Annotated in this window: 15 protein-coding genes; 3 read left to right on the top strand and 12 right to left on the bottom strand. The window is 47.2% G+C overall.

All coding sequences use genetic code 11. The annotated features are described in order from the left end of the window. Positions 1-5: 5 nt before the first annotated feature. From lptE to H6A28_RS05105, 4 genes are all read right to left on the bottom strand, one after another. Positions 6-539: an LptE family protein gene (gene lptE, locus H6A28_RS05120; protein ID WP_204476766.1), complete on the bottom strand. Its 534-nt coding sequence runs from the start codon at positions 537-539 to the stop codon at positions 6-8. Beyond that, positions 526-1,842, bottom strand: coding sequence for a sigma-54 interaction domain-containing protein (locus H6A28_RS05115; protein WP_204479201.1), 1,317 nt, complete (start codon positions 1,840-1,842; stop codon positions 526-528). The genes lptE and H6A28_RS05115 overlap by 14 nt, the downstream gene beginning before the upstream one ends. Before the next feature lie 64 nt (positions 1,843-1,906). Then, a complete protein-coding gene (locus H6A28_RS05110) occupies positions 1,907-4,510 on the bottom strand; it encodes a DUF5686 family protein (RefSeq protein ID WP_430641264.1) in 2,604 nt (867 codons plus the stop codon). Between the two features lie 250 nt (positions 4,511-4,760). Beyond that, positions 4,761-6,068, bottom strand: a complete 1,308-nt coding sequence (locus tag H6A28_RS05105) for an inositol-3-phosphate synthase (RefSeq protein WP_204479198.1) — start codon at positions 6,066-6,068, stop codon at positions 4,761-4,763. A 243-nt stretch (positions 6,069-6,311) separates the two neighbouring features. Between H6A28_RS05105 and H6A28_RS05100 the strand changes: the two genes are divergently transcribed. Continuing rightward, the gene (locus H6A28_RS05100; protein ID WP_204476759.1) at positions 6,312-7,217 is read left to right on the top strand and encodes a PfkB family carbohydrate kinase; all 906 of its coding nucleotides are present in this window, start codon (positions 6,312-6,314) and stop codon (positions 7,215-7,217) included. Between the two features lie 84 nt (positions 7,218-7,301). Here H6A28_RS05100 and pstB read toward each other — a convergent pair whose 3' ends face one another. From pstB to H6A28_RS05070, 6 genes are all read right to left on the bottom strand, one after another. After that, positions 7,302-8,072: a phosphate ABC transporter ATP-binding protein PstB gene (gene pstB, locus H6A28_RS05095; protein WP_204476757.1), complete on the bottom strand. Its 771-nt coding sequence runs from the start codon at positions 8,070-8,072 to the stop codon at positions 7,302-7,304. Then, the gene (gene pstA, locus H6A28_RS05090) at positions 8,060-8,929 is read right to left on the bottom strand and encodes a phosphate ABC transporter permease PstA (RefSeq protein WP_204476756.1); all 870 of its coding nucleotides are present in this window, start codon (positions 8,927-8,929) and stop codon (positions 8,060-8,062) included. Before pstA ends, pstB begins: the two co-directional genes overlap by 13 nt. Before the next feature lie 20 nt (positions 8,930-8,949). Next, complete coding sequence (gene pstC, locus H6A28_RS05085; protein ID WP_204479197.1) at positions 8,950-9,807, bottom strand: phosphate ABC transporter permease subunit PstC; 858 nt, start codon at positions 9,805-9,807, stop codon at positions 8,950-8,952. A gap of 19 nt (positions 9,808-9,826) precedes the next feature. Then, entirely contained in the window at positions 9,827-10,885 is a 1,059-nt protein-coding gene (pstS, locus tag H6A28_RS05080; protein ID WP_204479195.1) for a phosphate ABC transporter substrate-binding protein PstS, read from the bottom strand. Positions 10,886-10,937: 52 nt separating this feature from the next. Beyond that, positions 10,938-11,933: a hypothetical protein gene (locus tag H6A28_RS05075; RefSeq protein ID WP_204476750.1), complete on the bottom strand. Its 996-nt coding sequence runs from the start codon at positions 11,931-11,933 to the stop codon at positions 10,938-10,940. A gap of 237 nt (positions 11,934-12,170) precedes the next feature. Then, complete coding sequence (locus H6A28_RS05070; RefSeq protein ID WP_204476749.1) at positions 12,171-13,709, bottom strand: alpha-N-arabinofuranosidase; 1,539 nt, start codon at positions 13,707-13,709, stop codon at positions 12,171-12,173. 163 nt (positions 13,710-13,872) lie between these two features. Between H6A28_RS05070 and mltG the strand changes: the two genes are divergently transcribed. Next, on the top strand, positions 13,873-14,898 hold the full coding sequence (gene mltG / locus H6A28_RS05065; RefSeq protein ID WP_204479193.1) for an endolytic transglycosylase MltG: 1,026 nt from the start codon (positions 13,873-13,875) through the stop codon (positions 14,896-14,898). Positions 14,899-14,903: 5 nt separating this feature from the next. Here mltG and H6A28_RS05060 read toward each other — a convergent pair whose 3' ends face one another. Both H6A28_RS05060 and H6A28_RS05055 read right to left on the bottom strand, forming a co-directional pair. Further along, positions 14,904-15,593 carry a potassium channel family protein gene (locus H6A28_RS05060; RefSeq protein ID WP_204476745.1) on the bottom strand — a complete coding sequence of 230 codons (690 nt, stop codon included), beginning with the start codon at positions 15,591-15,593 and terminating at the stop codon, positions 14,904-14,906. 3 nt (positions 15,594-15,596) lie between these two features. Continuing rightward, complete coding sequence (locus H6A28_RS05055; protein WP_204479191.1) at positions 15,597-17,426, bottom strand: TrkH family potassium uptake protein; 1,830 nt, start codon at positions 17,424-17,426, stop codon at positions 15,597-15,599. A gap of 185 nt (positions 17,427-17,611) precedes the next feature. Between H6A28_RS05055 and H6A28_RS05050 the strand changes: the two genes are divergently transcribed. Then, on the top strand, positions 17,612-18,985 hold the full coding sequence (locus H6A28_RS05050) for a TrpB-like pyridoxal phosphate-dependent enzyme (protein ID WP_204479189.1): 1,374 nt from the start codon (positions 17,612-17,614) through the stop codon (positions 18,983-18,985). The last annotated feature ends 339 nt before the right edge of the window (positions 18,986-19,324 follow it).

Raw genomic sequence — 19,324 nt, 5'->3', positions numbered from 1 at the left:
TTCTCTTACCAGTTGGCTACGGTTGCATTGAATATCTGCTCTACGATTTCGTCAATCATTTGCTGTACCAGCTCTTCCTGTACAGACGACAGCTGCTGACTGGCATTGTACTCACGACTGGCCGTGAACTGCTGGTCAGTGATATCTTCTGCATGGTTCGAATTGTTCACAAACCGTACGTTCACCGTCATTCTCAGCTCTGCCATGGTAGAATAACCATCCGAACCGACTCCTTTATTATAGGCATCGTAATTGGTAATCTCACCCGAGAGTTCCAGGTCTCCTCCCTGACGTACCTGTTTCAAACGGGTCTGCTGCATATATTTATCCTGCAAAGCCGTATTGAACATAGACTCCATCGGGCCCCAAACGAAGGCAGCCGAACGGTTCGGGAAGTTCTGGAAACTGATGGTCTTCACCTTATCATAATTAATGGAAGAACCATTAAACTTATACGACACGGTGCAGGCAGTCAAAATGCACAATACCACCGGAAGTACATATTTCATCACGCTGATATACTTCTTATTCAAGCCCATATTCTTTTATCTTTCTATAAAGTGTACGTTCTGATATTTTCAAATCATTCGCCGCATTTTTCCGTTTTCCATGGTGACGTTCCAGCGCTTTCCGAATCATCTCCTTCTCCACCTCATCCAGCGACAGATTTTCTTCCACATATTCTTCCGTGTCCTGCACATCCGATACTTCTGCCGGAGTGACTTTCATGCCGGAATTCACAGGTGAAACATTGCTTACCGAAGTCACATTGGAAACCTTTCCCACTTCAGTCACCGGATTCACCACCACCGAAGGGGTCTGCATCAAGCTGACGGGAGTTTGCGGAATGTAATGCACCGGAGTAGAAGAAGTGGAAGGCATAGGGGCCTCACCTGCCCGCTCCGCCATAATGTCGTGCACAAGTTTCTTCAACTCGGTCACATCCCGGCGCATATCGAACAGCACTTGGTAAAGAATTTCTCTCTCGCTTTGGAAACTTTTTTCACCTTCCGGCTTCAATCCTCCCAAGAGCGCAGGATATTTCGACACAGGCTGTGCCGGCAGATAGCCCTGCAAAATATCAGCTGTAATATCACGATTGGTTTCAATAATGGAAATTTGCTCCGTAATGTTTTTCAACTGACGGATGTTGCCTGGCCACGGATAAGAGACCAGCATCCGGCGCGCATCCTCCGATAACTGAATGGCCGGCATCCGGTATTTTTCGGCAAAATCGGAAGCAAACTTCCGGAACAAGAGCGGAATATCGTCCGGTCTTTCACGCAAAGCTGGCACCTTGATAGGTACCGTATTCAAACGATAATACAAGTCTTCCCGAAAACGTCCGTCGGCTATGGCTTCCGAGAAATCCACATTCGTGGCAGCCACAATACGTACATCCGTTTTCTGCACCTTGGAAGAACCTACCTTGATATACTCTCCTGTCTCCAGTACACGAAGCAAACGAGCCTGCGTAGAAAGCGGCAACTCTCCCACTTCATCCAGAAAGATGGTTCCTCCATTCGCCTCGGCAAAATATCCGTTACGGTCACTGATGGCCCCTGTAAAAGCCCCTTTCTCGTGTCCGAACAATTCCGAATCAATCGTACCTTCCGGTATGGCTCCACAGTTCACGGCAATATACGGACCGTGTTTCCGCCGACTAAACTGATGGATAATCTGCGGAAAACTTTCCTTTCCGACACCGCTTTCACCCGTCACCAACACAGACAAATCCGTAGGTGCTACCTGCATCGCCACGTCAATCGCCCGATTCAACCCCTCACAGTTCCCGATAATGCCGAACCGCAGTTTCACGCTTTGTATTTCTGATTTTACCATATATTCCTCGATTATATGACAAAATTACAAAAAGTTTGAAACCCGTCCATGCATTTAGTAAAAATTAGAAGACCGTTCGAATCATGAAGCGGATACCCCATTTGCTGGCAGTTGGCAGGTCGTTGTAGTTCAATCGGCGCACATATTCCACATGCAACAGTTTGAAGATGTTATGAATGCCCGCACTAATCTCTACATAGGGCTTCTTAGGATCCATCACATAACTTGAGGTATGGAAGTTGCCAGCCGCATCGTAATGTCCCGGGAAGAGCATCAGCTCTGTATCACTGGCATTCTGAGGAAGCAACGGATTATTCTTGTCCGTCAATTGTCCCCATAAACATTTTATGCCGATAAATTCACGCCATTTCAGTTTCTTCAGCAATGGAATACGGTTGAAAATCTTTCCCTGCAAATTCCATGACACATCCAAAGAGGCATAACGGTCGTTCAGGAACTCCATGTTATTAATCAAGTTGAACGTCTCCTCCTGAATAATATAAGACAAATTGGCAGCCGGCATAATCAACAGCGGGAAAGGTACCTTGTTCCATTGGATTCCTCCCTTCACACAGGTATCGATGTTTCCCCAGGAACTCAGCCACCAGCGCTTGTAAAGACTTACCTCCGTCATGTTGTACGTATAATCACTGCCCAATACTCCTTTCAGCCCCAATGTGTGCTGCAAGGTAAATACCGGCGCATCAAGATTAATCGGCAAACGGCGTTGCTTGGTATTGACAAACGTTTCGCCCGGAGCATAACGGAAAGCTAATGTAGCCTCCGCCACCGAGAAATCTTTGGTATTATAAGGAGAATGCACCCACTCCGTCCCCATCAGTTCACCCGAGGCCAAAGCCTGCTGCAACAGATTTTCCTGTGCCATGGTACGATAGAACAACTTTCCACAGGCCTCCAGGTTGGTATGTTTCAGCATCAACGTCGTTTTCAATCCACTCTCCTTTTCCAGCTCATATTTCACGCTGGCTGTCCGTTCGTAATTATACTGGTCGACAGTCGTCACCTTGAAAGAGGTAAACACATTATCCTTGTCTGTCCCCATAAACTTGTCGGACGGCAACATGTTATCGTATGAATACGAAACAGTCAACGAATTAATCGGATACTCACGCGGCAGGTATTCCTTCTTATTGAAAGAATATTCCACCTCAGCCTTGTATTTCGATTTTTCATCCTTAAAACCGTATGCATAATATCCTCTTAAAAAGAGGTGTGGATTCAGATTGGCTGTAGTCTGTGCGGAAGCTCTCAAACGAAGTCCGTCGATATAGTTGCTGGATATCATGGTATTGATCGGCCCGATATCCACCTTGCTGGGCCTTCCTTTCACTCCGGTTTCCACAAAGTTTTCAATGAAAGCCTTCGCCACAAACATGATGTACTTGAATCCTTTGATTTTGGCAAGATTGTCCACAAACGAGTCCATATTATCTTCCGACTTCGTCAGTTCCGTCGGACGATATTCTTTCCAAAACGAATCATCGCGCATCATCGCATTCACATCCTTTATCTCATCACCCTTCTTCTTGAATATCTTCTCAGGGATTTCATCAAATCCAAAATCGGAGTAACGCGTTGTACGCCTTACCTGAAACGAACCCAGCAGTTTCTTCAAATAAGAGAGCTCACACACCATGTCGTCTTCCATCAGTACCCATTCTCCAGTGTCCAACTGACCGAACTTCTGCTCGATAATCATGTTGTCCACAAAGTTGATGTCGGTTTTTTTAGGAAGATTCATGACACATTTATTCACCCGGAAAGTCGAATCAGCCAGGATATACAAATGTCCCGTAAAACCAAAGTCCTGCGAGTTATTGGGTACGAAAGTCAGGTGGAAACATTTCTCACGGTCCACCATCACCGTATCCATGATATAATACTTATAGAAATTGATACCGGCATTCGATATCGGACTGTCGAAAGGATACTGAAGGAAACGGAAACGGTCCTGATAGATATTAATATCCTGGAACACGTCTTTCAGCACGGTAGACAACATATCACCGGTATTGAACAGCTCGTTCACGCCCGTAGAATTAATACCCTTCACCAATGTCTTCTCGTCATGAGGATTTTTACGGTACAGCTTCTCTGTCACCGTTTCATCCACTGATATAGGCAATATGTTCTTTCCCGTTATCTCGCAAACCTCTACCTGGTCGCGAAAGAACGGATACTTCTTGAACAAATTAGACTCCCGAAGAGAATCAGTCGTGATGTTGTTCAACGAAAAAGTAATCTTCTGATACTTATTATAATGATAAAAGTCGTTGACACTCAAGTCATTCAACTTCTTGGCTGCAATGACTTTCTTCATCATTTCCACCGCCGGATTATTCTTCCGGGAATATTTCTCTTTCTTCGGCTTGACAATGACTTCATCCAACACCAAATCGGGCTTCATTTTCACATCCAGTTTCTTGGTATTGGCCGACACATTACGCACCTCCGTAGCATAACCTACCATTGAGAAAGTCAGTTTAGTCCATCCGGAGTGAAAAGCTATCGTATATTGTCCATCTATATCAGTAATAGTTCCTACCCCTTTTCCATCATAATATACATTCAAATAAGGAATAGGATCGCCTGTTTCAGAGTCCGTCACAACTCCAGTTATCTGCGCTGAAAGTTTCACAACTCCCATACACAAGACAAGTAAAAAAAACAATCTTTTTATCATACTTGAATTTAATACTTAAGTAATACGCACTTAACCATTTTGTAAAAGTACATAGTGTAAAGGTCTCTTACAAATTTCACTCCCTGAAAAACGATATTCTTACCTTTTTTTATGAATAATAGAATATAATTTCTTCCATCTGACAAAAAAGTCGGCGGTGAACAAGACATTCACCGCCGACCTAAAAAACATTTATCAAAGAAATTCTTGCGAATCAATCCATCTCTTCATCGGCTTCATATCCCCCCATCTCACGCAAGGCATTTTTCAGCATGACATACTGCTGGAACAAATGGTTGATTGGAATCTCTCCTTCCGTATAATCATGCATCGGGCTCTTCAGGAAGAAACTCAAGAAACGCTGGATGCCGTAACGGCCCGCACGCATTGCCAAATCGCTCAACAACACCAGGTCCAGACACAGCGGAGCAGCCAAAATGGAGTCACGGCACAGGAAATTAATCTTAATCTGCATTGGATAGCCCATCCAGCCGAAAATGTCAATGTTATCCCAGCCTTCCTTATTGTCGTTTCGGGGAGGATAATAATTAATACGTACCTTATGGTAATAATCAGCATACAAGTCCGGCTGATTTTCCGGCACCAGAATGGATTCCAAGGTAGAAAGCTTGCTCACTTCTTTCGTGTGGAAGTTAGCCGGTTCATCCAACACCAGTCCGTCACGATTACCCAGAATATTGGTCGAGAACCATCCAGACAATCCCAAACAACGTGTACCGATAATCGGAGCAAAGCCTGATTTCACCAAAGTCTGTCCGGTCTTGAAATCCTTGCCTGCAATCGGCATTTTAGTTTTTTCGGCCATTTCCCACATCGCCGGAATATCCACCGTCGTGTTCGGAGCTCCCATGATGAACGGGGCACCTTCGGCCAGCGCCGCATACGCATAACACATGGAAGGAGCCACATGCTCCCGGTCGTCCTGCTTCATCGCATTCTCCAAAGCCGACAAGGTACCATGCACCTCTTCGCAAACCGGCACATAAATTTCGGTGGAAGCTGCCCACAGCACCACCACGCGCGCGCAATCATTTTCCGCCTTAAACTTGCGGATATCTTCCCGCAGTTGTTCCACCATCTCCCAGCGGGTGGCACAATCTTTCACATTATCCCCATCCAGACGCTTCGCATAATTCCGATCGAAAGCGGCTTTCATCGGGACAATCTTTTCCAACTCCTCCTTTACCGGGAGGATGTCCTTTTCACGCAACACCTCGCAATTCATTGCCGATTCATACGCATTGGCGGGATACACATCCCATGCCCCAAATACAATGTCATCCAGCTGGGCCATCGGAACAATCTCTCCATAATGCAGGTATTTCTTGTCCTTTCCGCGTCCGACACGAATCTTGTCATACTGGGTCATCGCACCGACCGGCTTGGCCAGCCCTTTGCGGACCATTAACACGCCGGTCATAAATGTGGTAGCCACAGCTCCCAGACCGACACACAATACGCCCAACTTACCTTCAGCGGGCTTCACATTCATTTTTTCCATTTCTAAATTTCTTTTTTCTTTTCTATTTTTTTCTTCTCAGAAAGCCATCGCCATGTACCTTTCCGAAAAGAACAAACTGCTCAAAGTTAAAATTTTGTTTGATTAAACCCATACTTTACTGCCTCTTTTATTGAGATATACGTAAAAATAAGACACAAAATCAGAAGAAAAATCCACCAACTGTTTCCTCAGGCAGTAAAATTATCCGTATCTTTGCAAACGCATAAAAAGACAAACCAACCCATGAATGATATTTGTTGCATCGGACACATTACATTAGACAAAATTGTGACTCCAAAACAAACTACTTACATGCCGGGAGGCACTTCCTATTATTTCTCTCACGGTATCCGCCGGTTACATGACTTCAAAAACTACAAACTGGTCACAGCGGTTGCACCCAGTGAATACGGCATTGTGGAAGAAATGAGAAAAGAAGGGCTTCAGGTAGAAGTTCTTCCGAGCCGTCATACGGTATACTTCGAAAATACATACGAAGAAAACCAGGACAACCGTTCACAGCGTGTATTGGCCAAGGCTGATCCTTTCACAGCCGACGCCCTCAAGGATGAAAATGCTCGCATTTTCCATTTAGGAAGTCTGCTGGCAGACGATTTTCCATTGGAAGTGGTCAAAGAACTGGCCCAGAAAGGAACCTTGGCGGTAGATGCACAAGGATATTTGCGGGAAGTGAAAGGTGAACAAGTCTATCCTGTAGACTGGCATGAAAAGAAAAAAGCCTTGAAATACATTGACATTCTGAAAGTCAACGAACACGAAGCAGAAGTACTGACCGGATTTAAGGATCCAATGCAGGCCGCTCGCCAGCTGGCTCAATGGGGAGTAAAGGAAGTGTTGCTGACATTAGGAAGCTTAGGAAGTCTGATCTATGCTGAAGGCAAATTCTACAAGATTCCGGCCTACGCACCGAAAGAAGTGGTAGATGCCACGGGATGCGGAGATACTTATGTGCTCGGCTACTTGTACATGCGCAACAAAGGAGCTTCTTATGCAGAAGCCGGATGCTTTGCAGCGGCTATGTCGACCATCAAACTGGAAAAATCCGGTCCTTTCTCCGGCACGGAAGAAGAGGTTTGGCACATCCTGCAAACAGACAAGGCCAAACCGGAGGTACTGGCTGCCAAATAAAAATCAATTGACAAAACCATAAAAAGAAAGGGTGTGCAACCAAATGCAAACCCTTTTCTTTTTTACCTGTCATCGATTCCCGGATTATCCCATCTTACCGGTCAGATAAGCCCGGGTACGTTCGTCTACCGGATTCTTGAACATCTTTTCTGTATCGTCGTATTCAATCAATTCACCCATATACATGAACATGGAACGGTCGGAGATACGCATCGCCTGCGACATGTTGTGGGTCACAATCAAGATGGTCACCTCCTTCTTCAGCTGGTCCATCAGCCCCTCAATGTGCTTGGTGGCAATCGGGTCCAAGGCAGAAGTCGGTTCGTCCATCAGCAATACATCCGGCTGGAGCGCCAGCGAACGGGCAATACACAAACGCTGCTGCTGTCCTCCGGAAAGGAAAGTACCTCGTTTGGTCAAGGAATCTTTCACTTCATCCCACAGACAGACGTTCCGCAGGTTACGTTCTACAATCTCATCTTTCTGCGACTTGGACAGGTGGATACCGTTCAGAATATATCCTGCCAGCACATTGTCGTAAATGTTCATGGTCGGGAACGGGTTCGGACGCTGGAACACCATACCGATGCGGCGGCGTTCTTCCATCGGATGCATCTGCAACACATTTTCGCCGTTCAGCAGGATCTCACCCGTCACACGAATATTCTTGTATAACTCATGCATACGGTTCACCGCACGCAACAAGGTACTCTTACCACATCCCGAAGGCCCCATGATGGCCGTAATCGTATTCTTTTCAATGTCAGCCGAAACATGTTTCACGGCCATCACACTGCTGGTATAAGAGATACACACATCTTTTATCTGGAGAATCGGATTCTTTATATTTTCCATTTCTTTGCAATTCGTTTAGCTAATAAATTCAGACATAACACAAAAGTCAACAGGAACAGGGAAGCTCCCCATATCAGGCTCTGCAGGTTCGGGTCGTTGAAGAATTCCCAAATCAGCAACGGCACGGCCGACATCGGCTTGGTCATGTTCCAGCTGATGGCTGCACCACCCAATGCCGTAAACATCAGCGGGGCTGTTTCACCGACCACACGCGAGATGGCCAGCAGGATACCGGTAAAGATACTGCCCAATGCGGAGGGCAACATCACTTTCAGCATCACCCGCCAGTAGCTTCCCCCCAAAGCCAAACCAGCTTCTTTCAGGGTATCCGGAAGTACCTTCATAGTCTCTTCCGTAGAACGGATTATCAACGGCAGCATCATGATAAACAAAGCCACACTTCCCGCAATGGCCGAATAGCCTTTCATCGGCACTACCACCCAGATATAGGTAATGATACCAATAATGATGGACGGGGTTCCCTGCAGCAAGTCGGTCAGGTAACTGACAATCACCGCAAACCAGCTTTTTCGGTATTCTGAAAGACAAATACCACAGAGTATTCCCACCGGAATGGCGACCACGGCTGCCAGTATCAACATCAGGAAAGTACCGATAATACCATTGGCAATTCCTCCCGGAATAGCCTCTCCAGCTGAAGCGGCCATCATTGCCTTGTAGGCATTCGGCGTGGCTTCCGTAATGAACGACCACCCTAACTGTCTCCATCCTTTCACCAGCACTTCTCCCAGTATGGCCAGCAACGGAATGGCTGTCACACCCGACAGCACACATACAAGGATGTAAAGCAACCGGCTTTTCAGGATACGAAATTTTATATTATTTTCATACAACATACATTCTTCTTTTTAGAGAGTTAGACATGACGGGCACGGCGAATCAGAATCTTACCGATGATATTGATGACCGCTGTAATCAGGAACAACAGCAATCCGATGGCAATCAGGGAAGACAGTTTCAAGCCATCCGCTTCTCCAAACTGGTTGGCAATGATACTCGCCATCGTATTTCCCGTGGTACGCAACGTATCAGGCATCTGGTTCGTGTTTCCGATCAACATGGTCACGGTCATGGTTTCTCCCAATGCACGACCAATCGCCAGAATATAAGAAGAAAAGATACCGGAACCTGCCATCGGGAAAATTACTCGCCGGATGACTTCTGCCCGGGTGGCTCCCATGGCATACGCTCCTTCCTTCAAATCGGAAGGCACCATCTTGATGAACTCTGAACTCAATGAAGCCGCATAAGGCACAATCATGATGGCCAATACGAACGAAGCAGTCAGAATACCGGAACCTTGCGGCGACAAGTTCAAATGCATGAACACCGTACGAAGCACGTAGAATCCCCACAAACCATAGATAATAGAAGGAATACCTGCCAGCAAATCAATCACCGTTCCCAAAATGGCAGCGATTTTCTTTCCGCGGAAATACTCACCGGTAAACAGTGCAACAGGAAGAGAAAAAGGTATACACATCAGCAAGGCCAATATCGTGGTCAGCAGTGTACCTGTAATAAAAGGAAGAGCGCCATAACTTTCTTTACCGGCGGTGGTCACCCAGTCATCCGAGAAAATGAAGTGCCAGAAACCGAAGGTTTCAAAAGCCCCAGAAGCGTCAACGGTGAGGGAGTAAATAATTCCCCCACCAATGACTGGTATCACAATCGCCGATAAGATAAGTAAGACTTTAAAAATCTTGTCTTGCATAACTTATCCTTTTAGCTGTTTATTTAAGAATCGGCTGTCCGTCGTAAGTTACAGTTTTCAGATTCTGAAGACTCAACTCTACGGCCTTCTTAGGCAGCGGAGCGTAGTGTACGGTAGCGGTAGTCTGCTGTACGCTGTCGCTCAGCATATACTGCATCAAGTCTAATGTAGCTTTGGCCTGGTCCAAAGAACGTTCTGCATAGTGCTGTTCCTTGTAGATCAACAACCAAGTGAAGCAGCTGATAGGATAAGCGCCGGCTGCATCGGCATCCGTAATAGAGCAACGGGTATCCTGCGGAATGTCACCGGCAGCTGCTGAGATACTTTCTGTAGAAGGAGTTACCAGTTCACCGCGTTTGTTGTATACGCTGGCATACGCAATCTTCTGTGCGAAAGCATATTCAGAACCGATGTATCCTAATGAGTAAGGAGTCTGTGCAATGATTCCAGCCACACCCGGATTACCCTTGGCAGCCTGTCCTACCGGGAAGTCGACCGTCTTTCCAGCTCCGTAAGTGTTCTTCCAGTTTTCGCTGACTTTTGACAGATAATCGGTGAAGATAAAGGTAGTACCACTACCGTCTGAACGATAAGCCAGGATAATCTTCTTAGCCGGCAATGTCACGTCCGGATTCAGTTTCTGCAGACGCGCATCGTTCCAGTCGGTAATCTTACCGGCATAGATATCGGCAATCACGTCACCTGAAAGGTTCAGTTTCACGACATCCGGCAAGTTGTAAGCCATCACTACGGCTCCCATACAGGTCGGGATGTGTACCACCGGCTGCATTTCTTTCATTTCGTCATCGCTCAAGAAGGCATCACTACCCGCAAAGTCTACGATGCCGTCTTTCAAGTTGCGGACACCACCGCCACTACCGATACCTCCGTAAGACACCTTGTCGCCGGAAGCGGCATTGTAGTTTTCGAATGACATATTATAAAATGGCAAGGGGAAAGTGGCTCCTGCACCAGTCAGTTCCACGGATTCACGTCCATTAGCAGATTTCTGTCCACCACAAGCTGCGAGTGACAAAGCCATCGCTCCAGCAATTAAAGGCAAATAAAACTTTTTCATTGTGTTATACATTTTATAGAAGTTATGAATCTATTTGTTTTTCTACTCAGGTTTAAATGGCAAACGAAGCATTCAGGTACAGATAGCTGGCCAGTTTACCCCCATCGGCTTTCGGTGCCCACAGACGGAAGTTCGGTGCCAGTTTCACGTACTTGCCTAGTTTGAATTCGGCTCCTAACATACCGGCCATCCCATCGTCAGCCTTGTTCCAATCCGTTTTGGAAGAAAGGCGGTCCCAACGCCCGAACAAGCCAATCTTCTTGTTCAGTTGAGCCGAAGCGTAAACCGAGATACCATCCTGGTCGTGATTGTCCACATACTTGGCATTGGTCTGGTAGTTATATTCAGCTGCTACCGAGAAGGCCTCATTTTTATAACCCACAAAGGCCGCCAGATTGGTAATGCCTTTCAGGTTATCTTCCGAAGCTTCATTGAAAGAACCGTAAGCACGAATCACCAGTCCTTTTACCGGAGTCACCGTCACACCGGCTCCATACTGAAGTCCGTCTTTCACCTGAACTTTCTTATACCCTTCACCATTGGCTACAATCACATCGGCTGCCACCACCTTGTTGAACTGATAAGCTGCTGAAAAAGCCAAATCGGCACTGCTTCCGAATTTGTATTCATCCTGGAAAGATTTCATCACATAGCGTTTGCCCCAGAAATCTTCCTGCAGCTTGAACTGCGTGGTACTGATCAATCCGGCATTCAGTGTCCAGCCTTTTTGCTTCCACGTGATTTGCGCATTCTTGATATAGCCGATGCGGTGATAATCACCTACATCCTGTGACTGACCGAAGTCTACCACTGCTTTCATCTGCAAACCGTGAGGCAAATTGTATTGATAACCCAGATACGCCCGATCCAATCCAAACCCTCTTTCGTCATTTACATGTCCAAAACCGGAATGTACATCAGAATAGATGGTAATAATAGCCGCACCTTTTTTCTCGGCCGATTCCGACTTGCCGGGATTACTCTCAGCAAAAGTTGGCATCGCCACACAAGCACATGCCATCAACAACCATGAAATTCGATTTCTCATTTTCGTTTGATTTGGAATTTTGTTTTTTGACACTGCAAAGGTCTTGAATTGGTATTACAAATAGATGTCATCCACTTAAAGAAAATGTAACACCCTGTTACAAAGAAGTTACAAAAACAAATACATTGCTTCCTGAATCCCCCATAGTAAAAACAGGAATTCAGGAAACGATATATTTTTGATTTTCAGCACTTAGACTTCAATCCGCATATCGGATTGAAGTCCTATATTAAGATTTTACTTGATTTCCAGCGTCACGATAGACTTGGCTGGCAGCTTGATTTCCAACCCGTTCTTGGTCAGCTTGGCACCCTTGAAGTCTGCCAGTTTCACTTTGTCAGGCTGTTCAAACGTGTTGTAGTCATCGATGTTCGCTGAAGTAAGAATGCGGCCGGTCACTGATTTGGCTTTCACGTCACCCAAAGTCAGCGTAATATCCTGCGATTCTTTCAGGTCGATGTTCGACAAGGATACATGAATCACACCGGCTTTGTCACGTGAAGCGGTGGCACTGACCATCGGCACAATGCGGTCGTCGCGTACAATTTTCCGCTCACACTGTAAGTCCAGCGGCAGATAAGTAGCATCCTGATGCACATTATACATCTGGAACACATAATAGGTCGGAGTCAGCACCATCTTGTCGTCTTTGGTCAGAATCATGGACTGAAGCACATTGACCACCTGCGCGATATTGGTCATCTTGATACGGTCGGTGTACTTATGGAAAATATCCAGACTCAAAGAAGCCACAAACGCATCGCGCAGGGTGTTCTGCTGGTAAAGGTGACCGCTAATGGTGCCCGGTTCTTCATCCCACCAGGTTCCCCATTCATCGACCATCAGTCCGATCTGTTTCTGCGGGTCGTATTTATCCATGATGGCGATATGACGCTTCAGCACATCTTCAATTTCACGGCACTTGCCCACTGTCCAGTAATAATCCTCGTCGTTGAACTTGGTAGCCGATCCCTTGCTGCCGTTCCATCCTAACACTGTATAATAATGTAAGGAGATACCGTCCATCCGATGTCCGATGTTCTGCATCAGTACCTCGGTCCAGTTGTAGTCATAATCGCTGGCTCCACTGGCAATCTTAAACAGGCGGTTGCCGTCGTAGTTGCGGCAATAAGTGGAATAACGGCGATACAAATCGGAATAATATTCCGGGCGCATGCTACCTCCGCAGCCCCAGCTTTCATTTCCGACGCCGAAATATTTCACCTTCCACGGCTTTTCGCGTCCGTTTTCCTTTCTCAGTTTTGCCATCGGGCTTCCCTGCTCAGAGGTCATGTATTCCACCCACTTGGCCATTTCTTCCACGCTTCCGCTACCTACATTTCCGCTGATGTAAGGTTCACATCCTAACATTTCGCACAGGTTCAGGAATTCGTGTGTACCGAAACTGTTGTCTTCCACAGTTCCACCCCAGTTGTTGTTGACCATACGCGGACGTTTTTCACGCGGACCGATGCCGTCCATCCAATGGTATTCATCGGCAAAACATCCTCCCGGCCAACGGAGCACCGGCACCTTCAAGGCTTTCAACGCCTCGAACACGTCCTTACGATACCCGTTGATGTTCGGAATCGGAGAATCTTCTCCCACCCAAAGGCCTCCATAAATACAGGTGCCCAAATGTTCGGCAAACTGGCCGTAGATTTCTTTATTAATAATTTGTTTTCCCTGTTCCGGGTGAACAGTCACGGTTGCCTTCTGTTGTGCAAACAAAGGCATTGCGGCAAAAAGAGCCAACCCAAGAATTGCATTTTTCATACTTATTGATTTTTTTGTCGTTGTTATTTTACAAAAGTAGAAAAATTTCATCCTCATCAGGTGTACAACAGACCACTTTATGGAGGAAATTTGAACATTCTTTCCCTCTCCTGATACCAGATACAAAGTTTTCTTACTACTTTTGCATCCAAATTTATTCAATATGCATTCTAAAAAACGGATTATCATTTGGGCTGTCATTGCGGCCATCCTTTTAGCAGGAATCATCAGCATCTGCTGCCTGCTGTTCAACCGACCGCTTCATCTCACACAGCCTACCTTTATTTATATAGACCGTGACGATACGGCCGACTCTGTCTATGTGAAACTGCAACGCGACCTGCACGGCAAAAACCTGGCTGGCTTCCGGATGTTGTCGCGCTTCAAGTCGTACGACCAATACATCCATACCGGGGCTTACCGCTTTGATGCGCATACCAACACCTTGACTTTGTTCCGCCGCCTCAGCAGCGGATATCAGACACCGGTCAAGGTAACCATCCCCAACGTCCGTACACTGGCCCGCCTGGCGCACTCACTGGACCGCCAGCTCATGGCCGACTCGACCGAAATTTTCACGCTGATGTGCGACAGCAGCTTCTGCGATTCTTTGGGATTCACTTACGAAACACTCCCGGCACTCTTCATTCCGAATACCTACGAAGTGTACTGGAACACGCAGGCCAAAGATTTCTTCCAGCGCATGAAGAAAGAATACAACCACTTCTGGAATGACGAACGGAAGGCAAAAGCAAAGGCTGCCGGACTGACTCCGGTAGAAGTAAGCACCCTGGCCTCCATCGTGGAGGAAGAAACGGCCAACCGGGCTGAAATGCCGATGGTAGCCGAACTCTATCTGAACCGCCTGCAAGCCGACATGCCGCTGCAAGCCGACCCTACCGTGAAATTCAGCCTACAGGAATTCGGTCTGCGACGCATCCTTCACAAACACCTGGAAGCCGACAGCCCATATAACACCTACAAGCACACCGGACTCCCTCCCGGCCCTATCCGCATAGCGTCCATTCAGGGAATAGAAAGCGTGTTGAACCATGCACAGCATGACTATCTCTACATGTGTGCAAAGGAAGATTTCTCAGGAACGCATAATTTTGCCGCCACCTTTGCAGAACATCAGGCCAACGCGCGACGTTACCAGCAGGCACTGAACAAGAGAAACATCCGCTAAGAATATTAACGGACGGATTTCCAGAATTGCATGAAGCGGGCATAGGGACCATAGCATACCAGTGCGTCGCCCTGCTGCAATTCATAGTCTTCGGGAAAGGTATTGGAAACTTCCCGCTCAAAGACGGAGATTCCTAAGAAATTCTGCACCTTCTTTCCACGTACCAGTGAAATAAGCTTCATCTCGAATTCCTGTTCCAGGTTCAGTTCGTTCAGATGATAACCCACCAATTTGGAAGGAACTACAAACTTGAACACATAGGTGTTCTCATCAATCTGAAACAGTTCGGCCCCTCCGTCCAGCTCCAGCTGCTGGGCCAGCAAACGGGCGGCATCCTGTTCCGGAGTCAGAATACGGTCGATAGAAAAAGCCTCCAGCACGGCCTTGTGTATCTCGTCGACCGCCTGGGCATAGATATGTTTCACTTTCAGTTTCTTCAGCAGCGACACGATGCGGACTGAAGCTCCGAAATTGTCGCCTATCGCCACAATGACTGCATCCACACTCTTCAAGGGAAGTACGGAAAGGGCTGTTTCGTCCGTGGCATCCAGCACAAATGAAGTCGCCATGCGGTCTTTCACACAATCTACATGCTGGCTGTTGATGTCCGCTCCGGCCACTTCATGTCCCATGGCCGTCAGCTCCATGGCCAGCATGCCTCCGTAATGTCCCAAACCAATAATCAGATATTTCATACGTCAGTTGATGATAATGTTGTCACTTGGATATTTGTAATTTCGTTTTCTTTCCTGCCGCACCAGTCCGGTGAGCAAGGTAAATGCTCCCACACGTCCCACGTACATCATCAGAATGACCAGCAACTTGCTGGAATCACCTAATGTAGGGGTCAGGTTCAGGCTGGAACCTACAGTGCTCAAGGCCGACACGCATTCAAATATGATGGCCAGCAGGCTGGCCTGAGGCTCTAACATACTCAATATGAAAATGGCCCCGAAAGCCAGGAAAAGATAGAGCATCATGGCCGCATTGGAACGCCGGATGGAATCGTGCGAAAGTTCTCTCCGCAAAATGGCTACCCGGTCGGAACCGCGTATCACCGCCCACAGGTTGAGCAATACCACGGCACACACGTTGACTTTCACTCCGCCAGCCGTAGACTGTGTGCCTCCTCCTATCACCATCAGTACCACCATGAGCAGCAACGTCTGCAACGACAGGGAAGTAAGACTCACACTGGCAAAGCCTGCCGTACGCGGACAGGAAGAATTGAAAAAAGCATGCACCCACTTATCAACCACCGGCATGCCCGTAAACGAATGATTCCACTCTAAGGCGGCAATGACCAATGTACCTCCTACCAGCAGAATGGCTGTAGCGACCAGCACAATCCTGGTATTCAGATTATACAAATGCACTTTCTTGCGGAACCTCGCCGAACGATGCACTACCCTCCATTTCAGGTACGCCAGATAATAGGCCACAGTTTCATAGAGGTTGACCAAAATAGGAAAGCCGATACCCCCCAGTGCAATCAGTACCCCCAACGTGATATAGAGCAGGTTGTGATGCTGCATGACGGCCGGGTTACTCATTCCGCCGGGCAAGGTAGAAAAACCGGCATTACAGAAAGCCGACACGGAATGGAAGGCCGAGAAAAAAAGTTCTTCCCGCAGATTCATATCCAATGTACCGTGAATGCTGAACCAGATGACCATCATCCCCACCCCTTCAATGGCCAGCGTAAACCCTAATATATATAATAAGGTAGAGAGAAGAGAATTCAATGAATTGGAACTGATCATGTCGCCCACCATCAGCTGATTGTAGAGCGAAGTGTTTCCCATGAAGAACATGGCAAAAAAGCTGGTCAGCGTCATCACTCCCAAACCGCCAATCTGAATCAGCAGAATAATCAATACCTGTCCTTCCAGCGTAAAGGTGGAAGGCACATCCACCGTGACCAATCCCGTCACGCAGGTGGCACTCGTGGCTGTGAACAGCGCATCAATGAAAGAAATACCTTGATAAGTGGCCCGAGGCAGCATCAGCAACCCGGTTCCTACGAAAATGAATACTAAAAAACTGCCGGCCAGAATCAGCGAGGGATTCGTTCGCTTGCCTAACAACCGGACCAATATGCCCGAGAGCTGCGAGAACGAAAGCAGCAGCAACACCGCTCCTTTATAATAATTGTGATGGAAGAATACCCACACCCAATATACTCCTGTGCCCTCCTCCGGTTTCTTGAAGACGACAGGCAACAGCGTGAGATAAAGTAAAATGGTCAGTATCCAGGTCCAAGGAGTAAACTTAAAGGGTGAATCTTCCTGACGGAACAAAATCTGCACCGTGGTGCTCAACAGGAAAATCACCCAAAGCACATGATACACCGTATGGATTGCCGCCTGTTCTCCTGCCGAGATACGGAAGCCATATTCATAGACGATGGCGAGCAGAAAAACCACTCCACACAGGAAATTCACTCCCATTACCCAGTTGAGCAACCGGTTGATGCGCGGCACCAGCAGCTTTTTCTTATATAAGTAAAGTCGTTCCCAATAGTCCATCGGTCATATCATTTTGAGCTACGGCTACAAATGTATGGAAAAATCCATATACTTGAACGGCACGATACCGGAAATCTGCCAGAATCCGGCATCGCGACAAAAAGTGATAAGAAAAAAGTAAAATGAGTTGTTTGTTATCATTTATTTCCATATTTTTGGCGAAACCTTAAAAAAAGTAAGTAATTATGAGTAACAGACAGAAAAGATTCATCTTACCTGAAGATGAAATACCAAAATATTGGTATAACATTCAAGCCGACATGGTCAACAAACCCATGCCGCCGCTGAACCCGGCTACCAAAGAGCCGTTGAAACCCGAAGACCTTTATCCCATTTTCGCCAAGGAACTCTGCCACCAGGAACTGAACCAGACCGATACGTGGATTGAGATTCCGGAAGAGGTGAGAGAAATGTACAAATACTACCGCAGTACCCCACTGGTACGTGCCTACGGACTGGAAAAGGCCATCGGTACACCTGCCCACATCTACTTCAAGAACGAAAGCGTCAGCCCCATCGGCTCACACAAGCTGAACTCAGCCTTGGCACAGGCTTACTACTGCAAGAAGGAAGGGGTGACGAACATCACGACCGAAACGGGAGCCGGACAATGGGGTGCCGCCTTGGCCTACGCCGCTAAGGTATTCGGACTGGAAGCCGCCGTTTATCAGGTAAAAATCAGCTATGAACAGAAACCTTACCGACGCAGCATCATGCAGACCTTCGGGGCACAAGTTACTCCTTCCCCGTCCATGTCTACCCGCGCCGGAAAAAATATCCTGACCAAATGCCCGAACCACCAAGGTTCACTGGGTACGGCCATCTCAGAAGCCATCGAACTGGCACGTACCACCCCGAACTGTAAATATACCCTTGGCTCGGTATTAAGCCACGTAACCCTGCATCAAACGATTATCGGACTGGAAGCTGAAAAGCAGATGGCCATGGCCGGAGAATATCCCGACATCATCATCGGATGCTTCGGCGGTGGTTCCAACTTCGGCGGCATCAGTTTCCCGTTCATGCGCCACACCATCCTGGAAGGAAAGAAAACACGTTATATTGCCGCTGAACCGGCTTCCTGCCCGAAGCTGACCCGCGGTAAATTTGAATATGACTTCGGTGACGAAGCCGGCTATACCCCGCTGTTGCCGATGTTCACCCTGGGACACAACTTTACCCCGGCCAACATTCACGCCGGAGGTCTCCGCTACCATGGAGCAGGTGTCATCGTTTCCCAGCTGATGAAAGACCACTTGATGGAAGCAGTCGACATCGAACAGCTCGACACCTTCAAGGCGGGTTGCCTGTTTGCCCAGGCCGAAGGTATCATTCCGGCTCCGGAATCTTGCCATGCCATTGCCGCCACCATTCAGGAGGCTGAAAAATGCAAGAAAACTGGCGAAGAAAAAGTCATCCTCTTCAACCTGTCCGGTCACGGGCTGATTGATATGAGCGCATACGACCAGTATCTGTCGGGCAACCTGACCAATTATTCCTTGACGGAAGAAGACATTGAAAAGAGCCTGAAAGATGTGCCACAAGTGGATATGAAGTGATTTTTTGAGGACCTGAAAAAACGCACTTGCGTTTGGAAGAAAACGCAAGGACGTTTTACTTAAAACGCAAGTACATTTTGATCAAAACGCAAGGGCGTTTGAGTTGAAACGCCCTTGCGTTTTTGACACGGTTTCTCAGACACCTGAAAATAACAAAAAAGAGGCCGTCTCAAAATTGAAATAAAATTTGAGATGGCCTTTTTTGTGTCTGCAAAAAAATCGGGCAAGCCCAAACTTCGCTCAGTCAGGACTTGCCCGTCTCCCTAATTTTTCGTATCTTAGGGAATCAAGCAATATATCCCAAAGATAATGTTTAAAAACTATACCTCCAACGATAAT

Source organism: Bacteroides mediterraneensis, from assembly GCF_016900355.1.
Taxonomy (GTDB): domain Bacteria; phylum Bacteroidota; class Bacteroidia; order Bacteroidales; family Bacteroidaceae; genus Phocaeicola.
The sequence above is the reverse complement of the archived record's forward strand: the minus strand, read 5'-3'. Positions and strand labels throughout refer to the sequence as shown.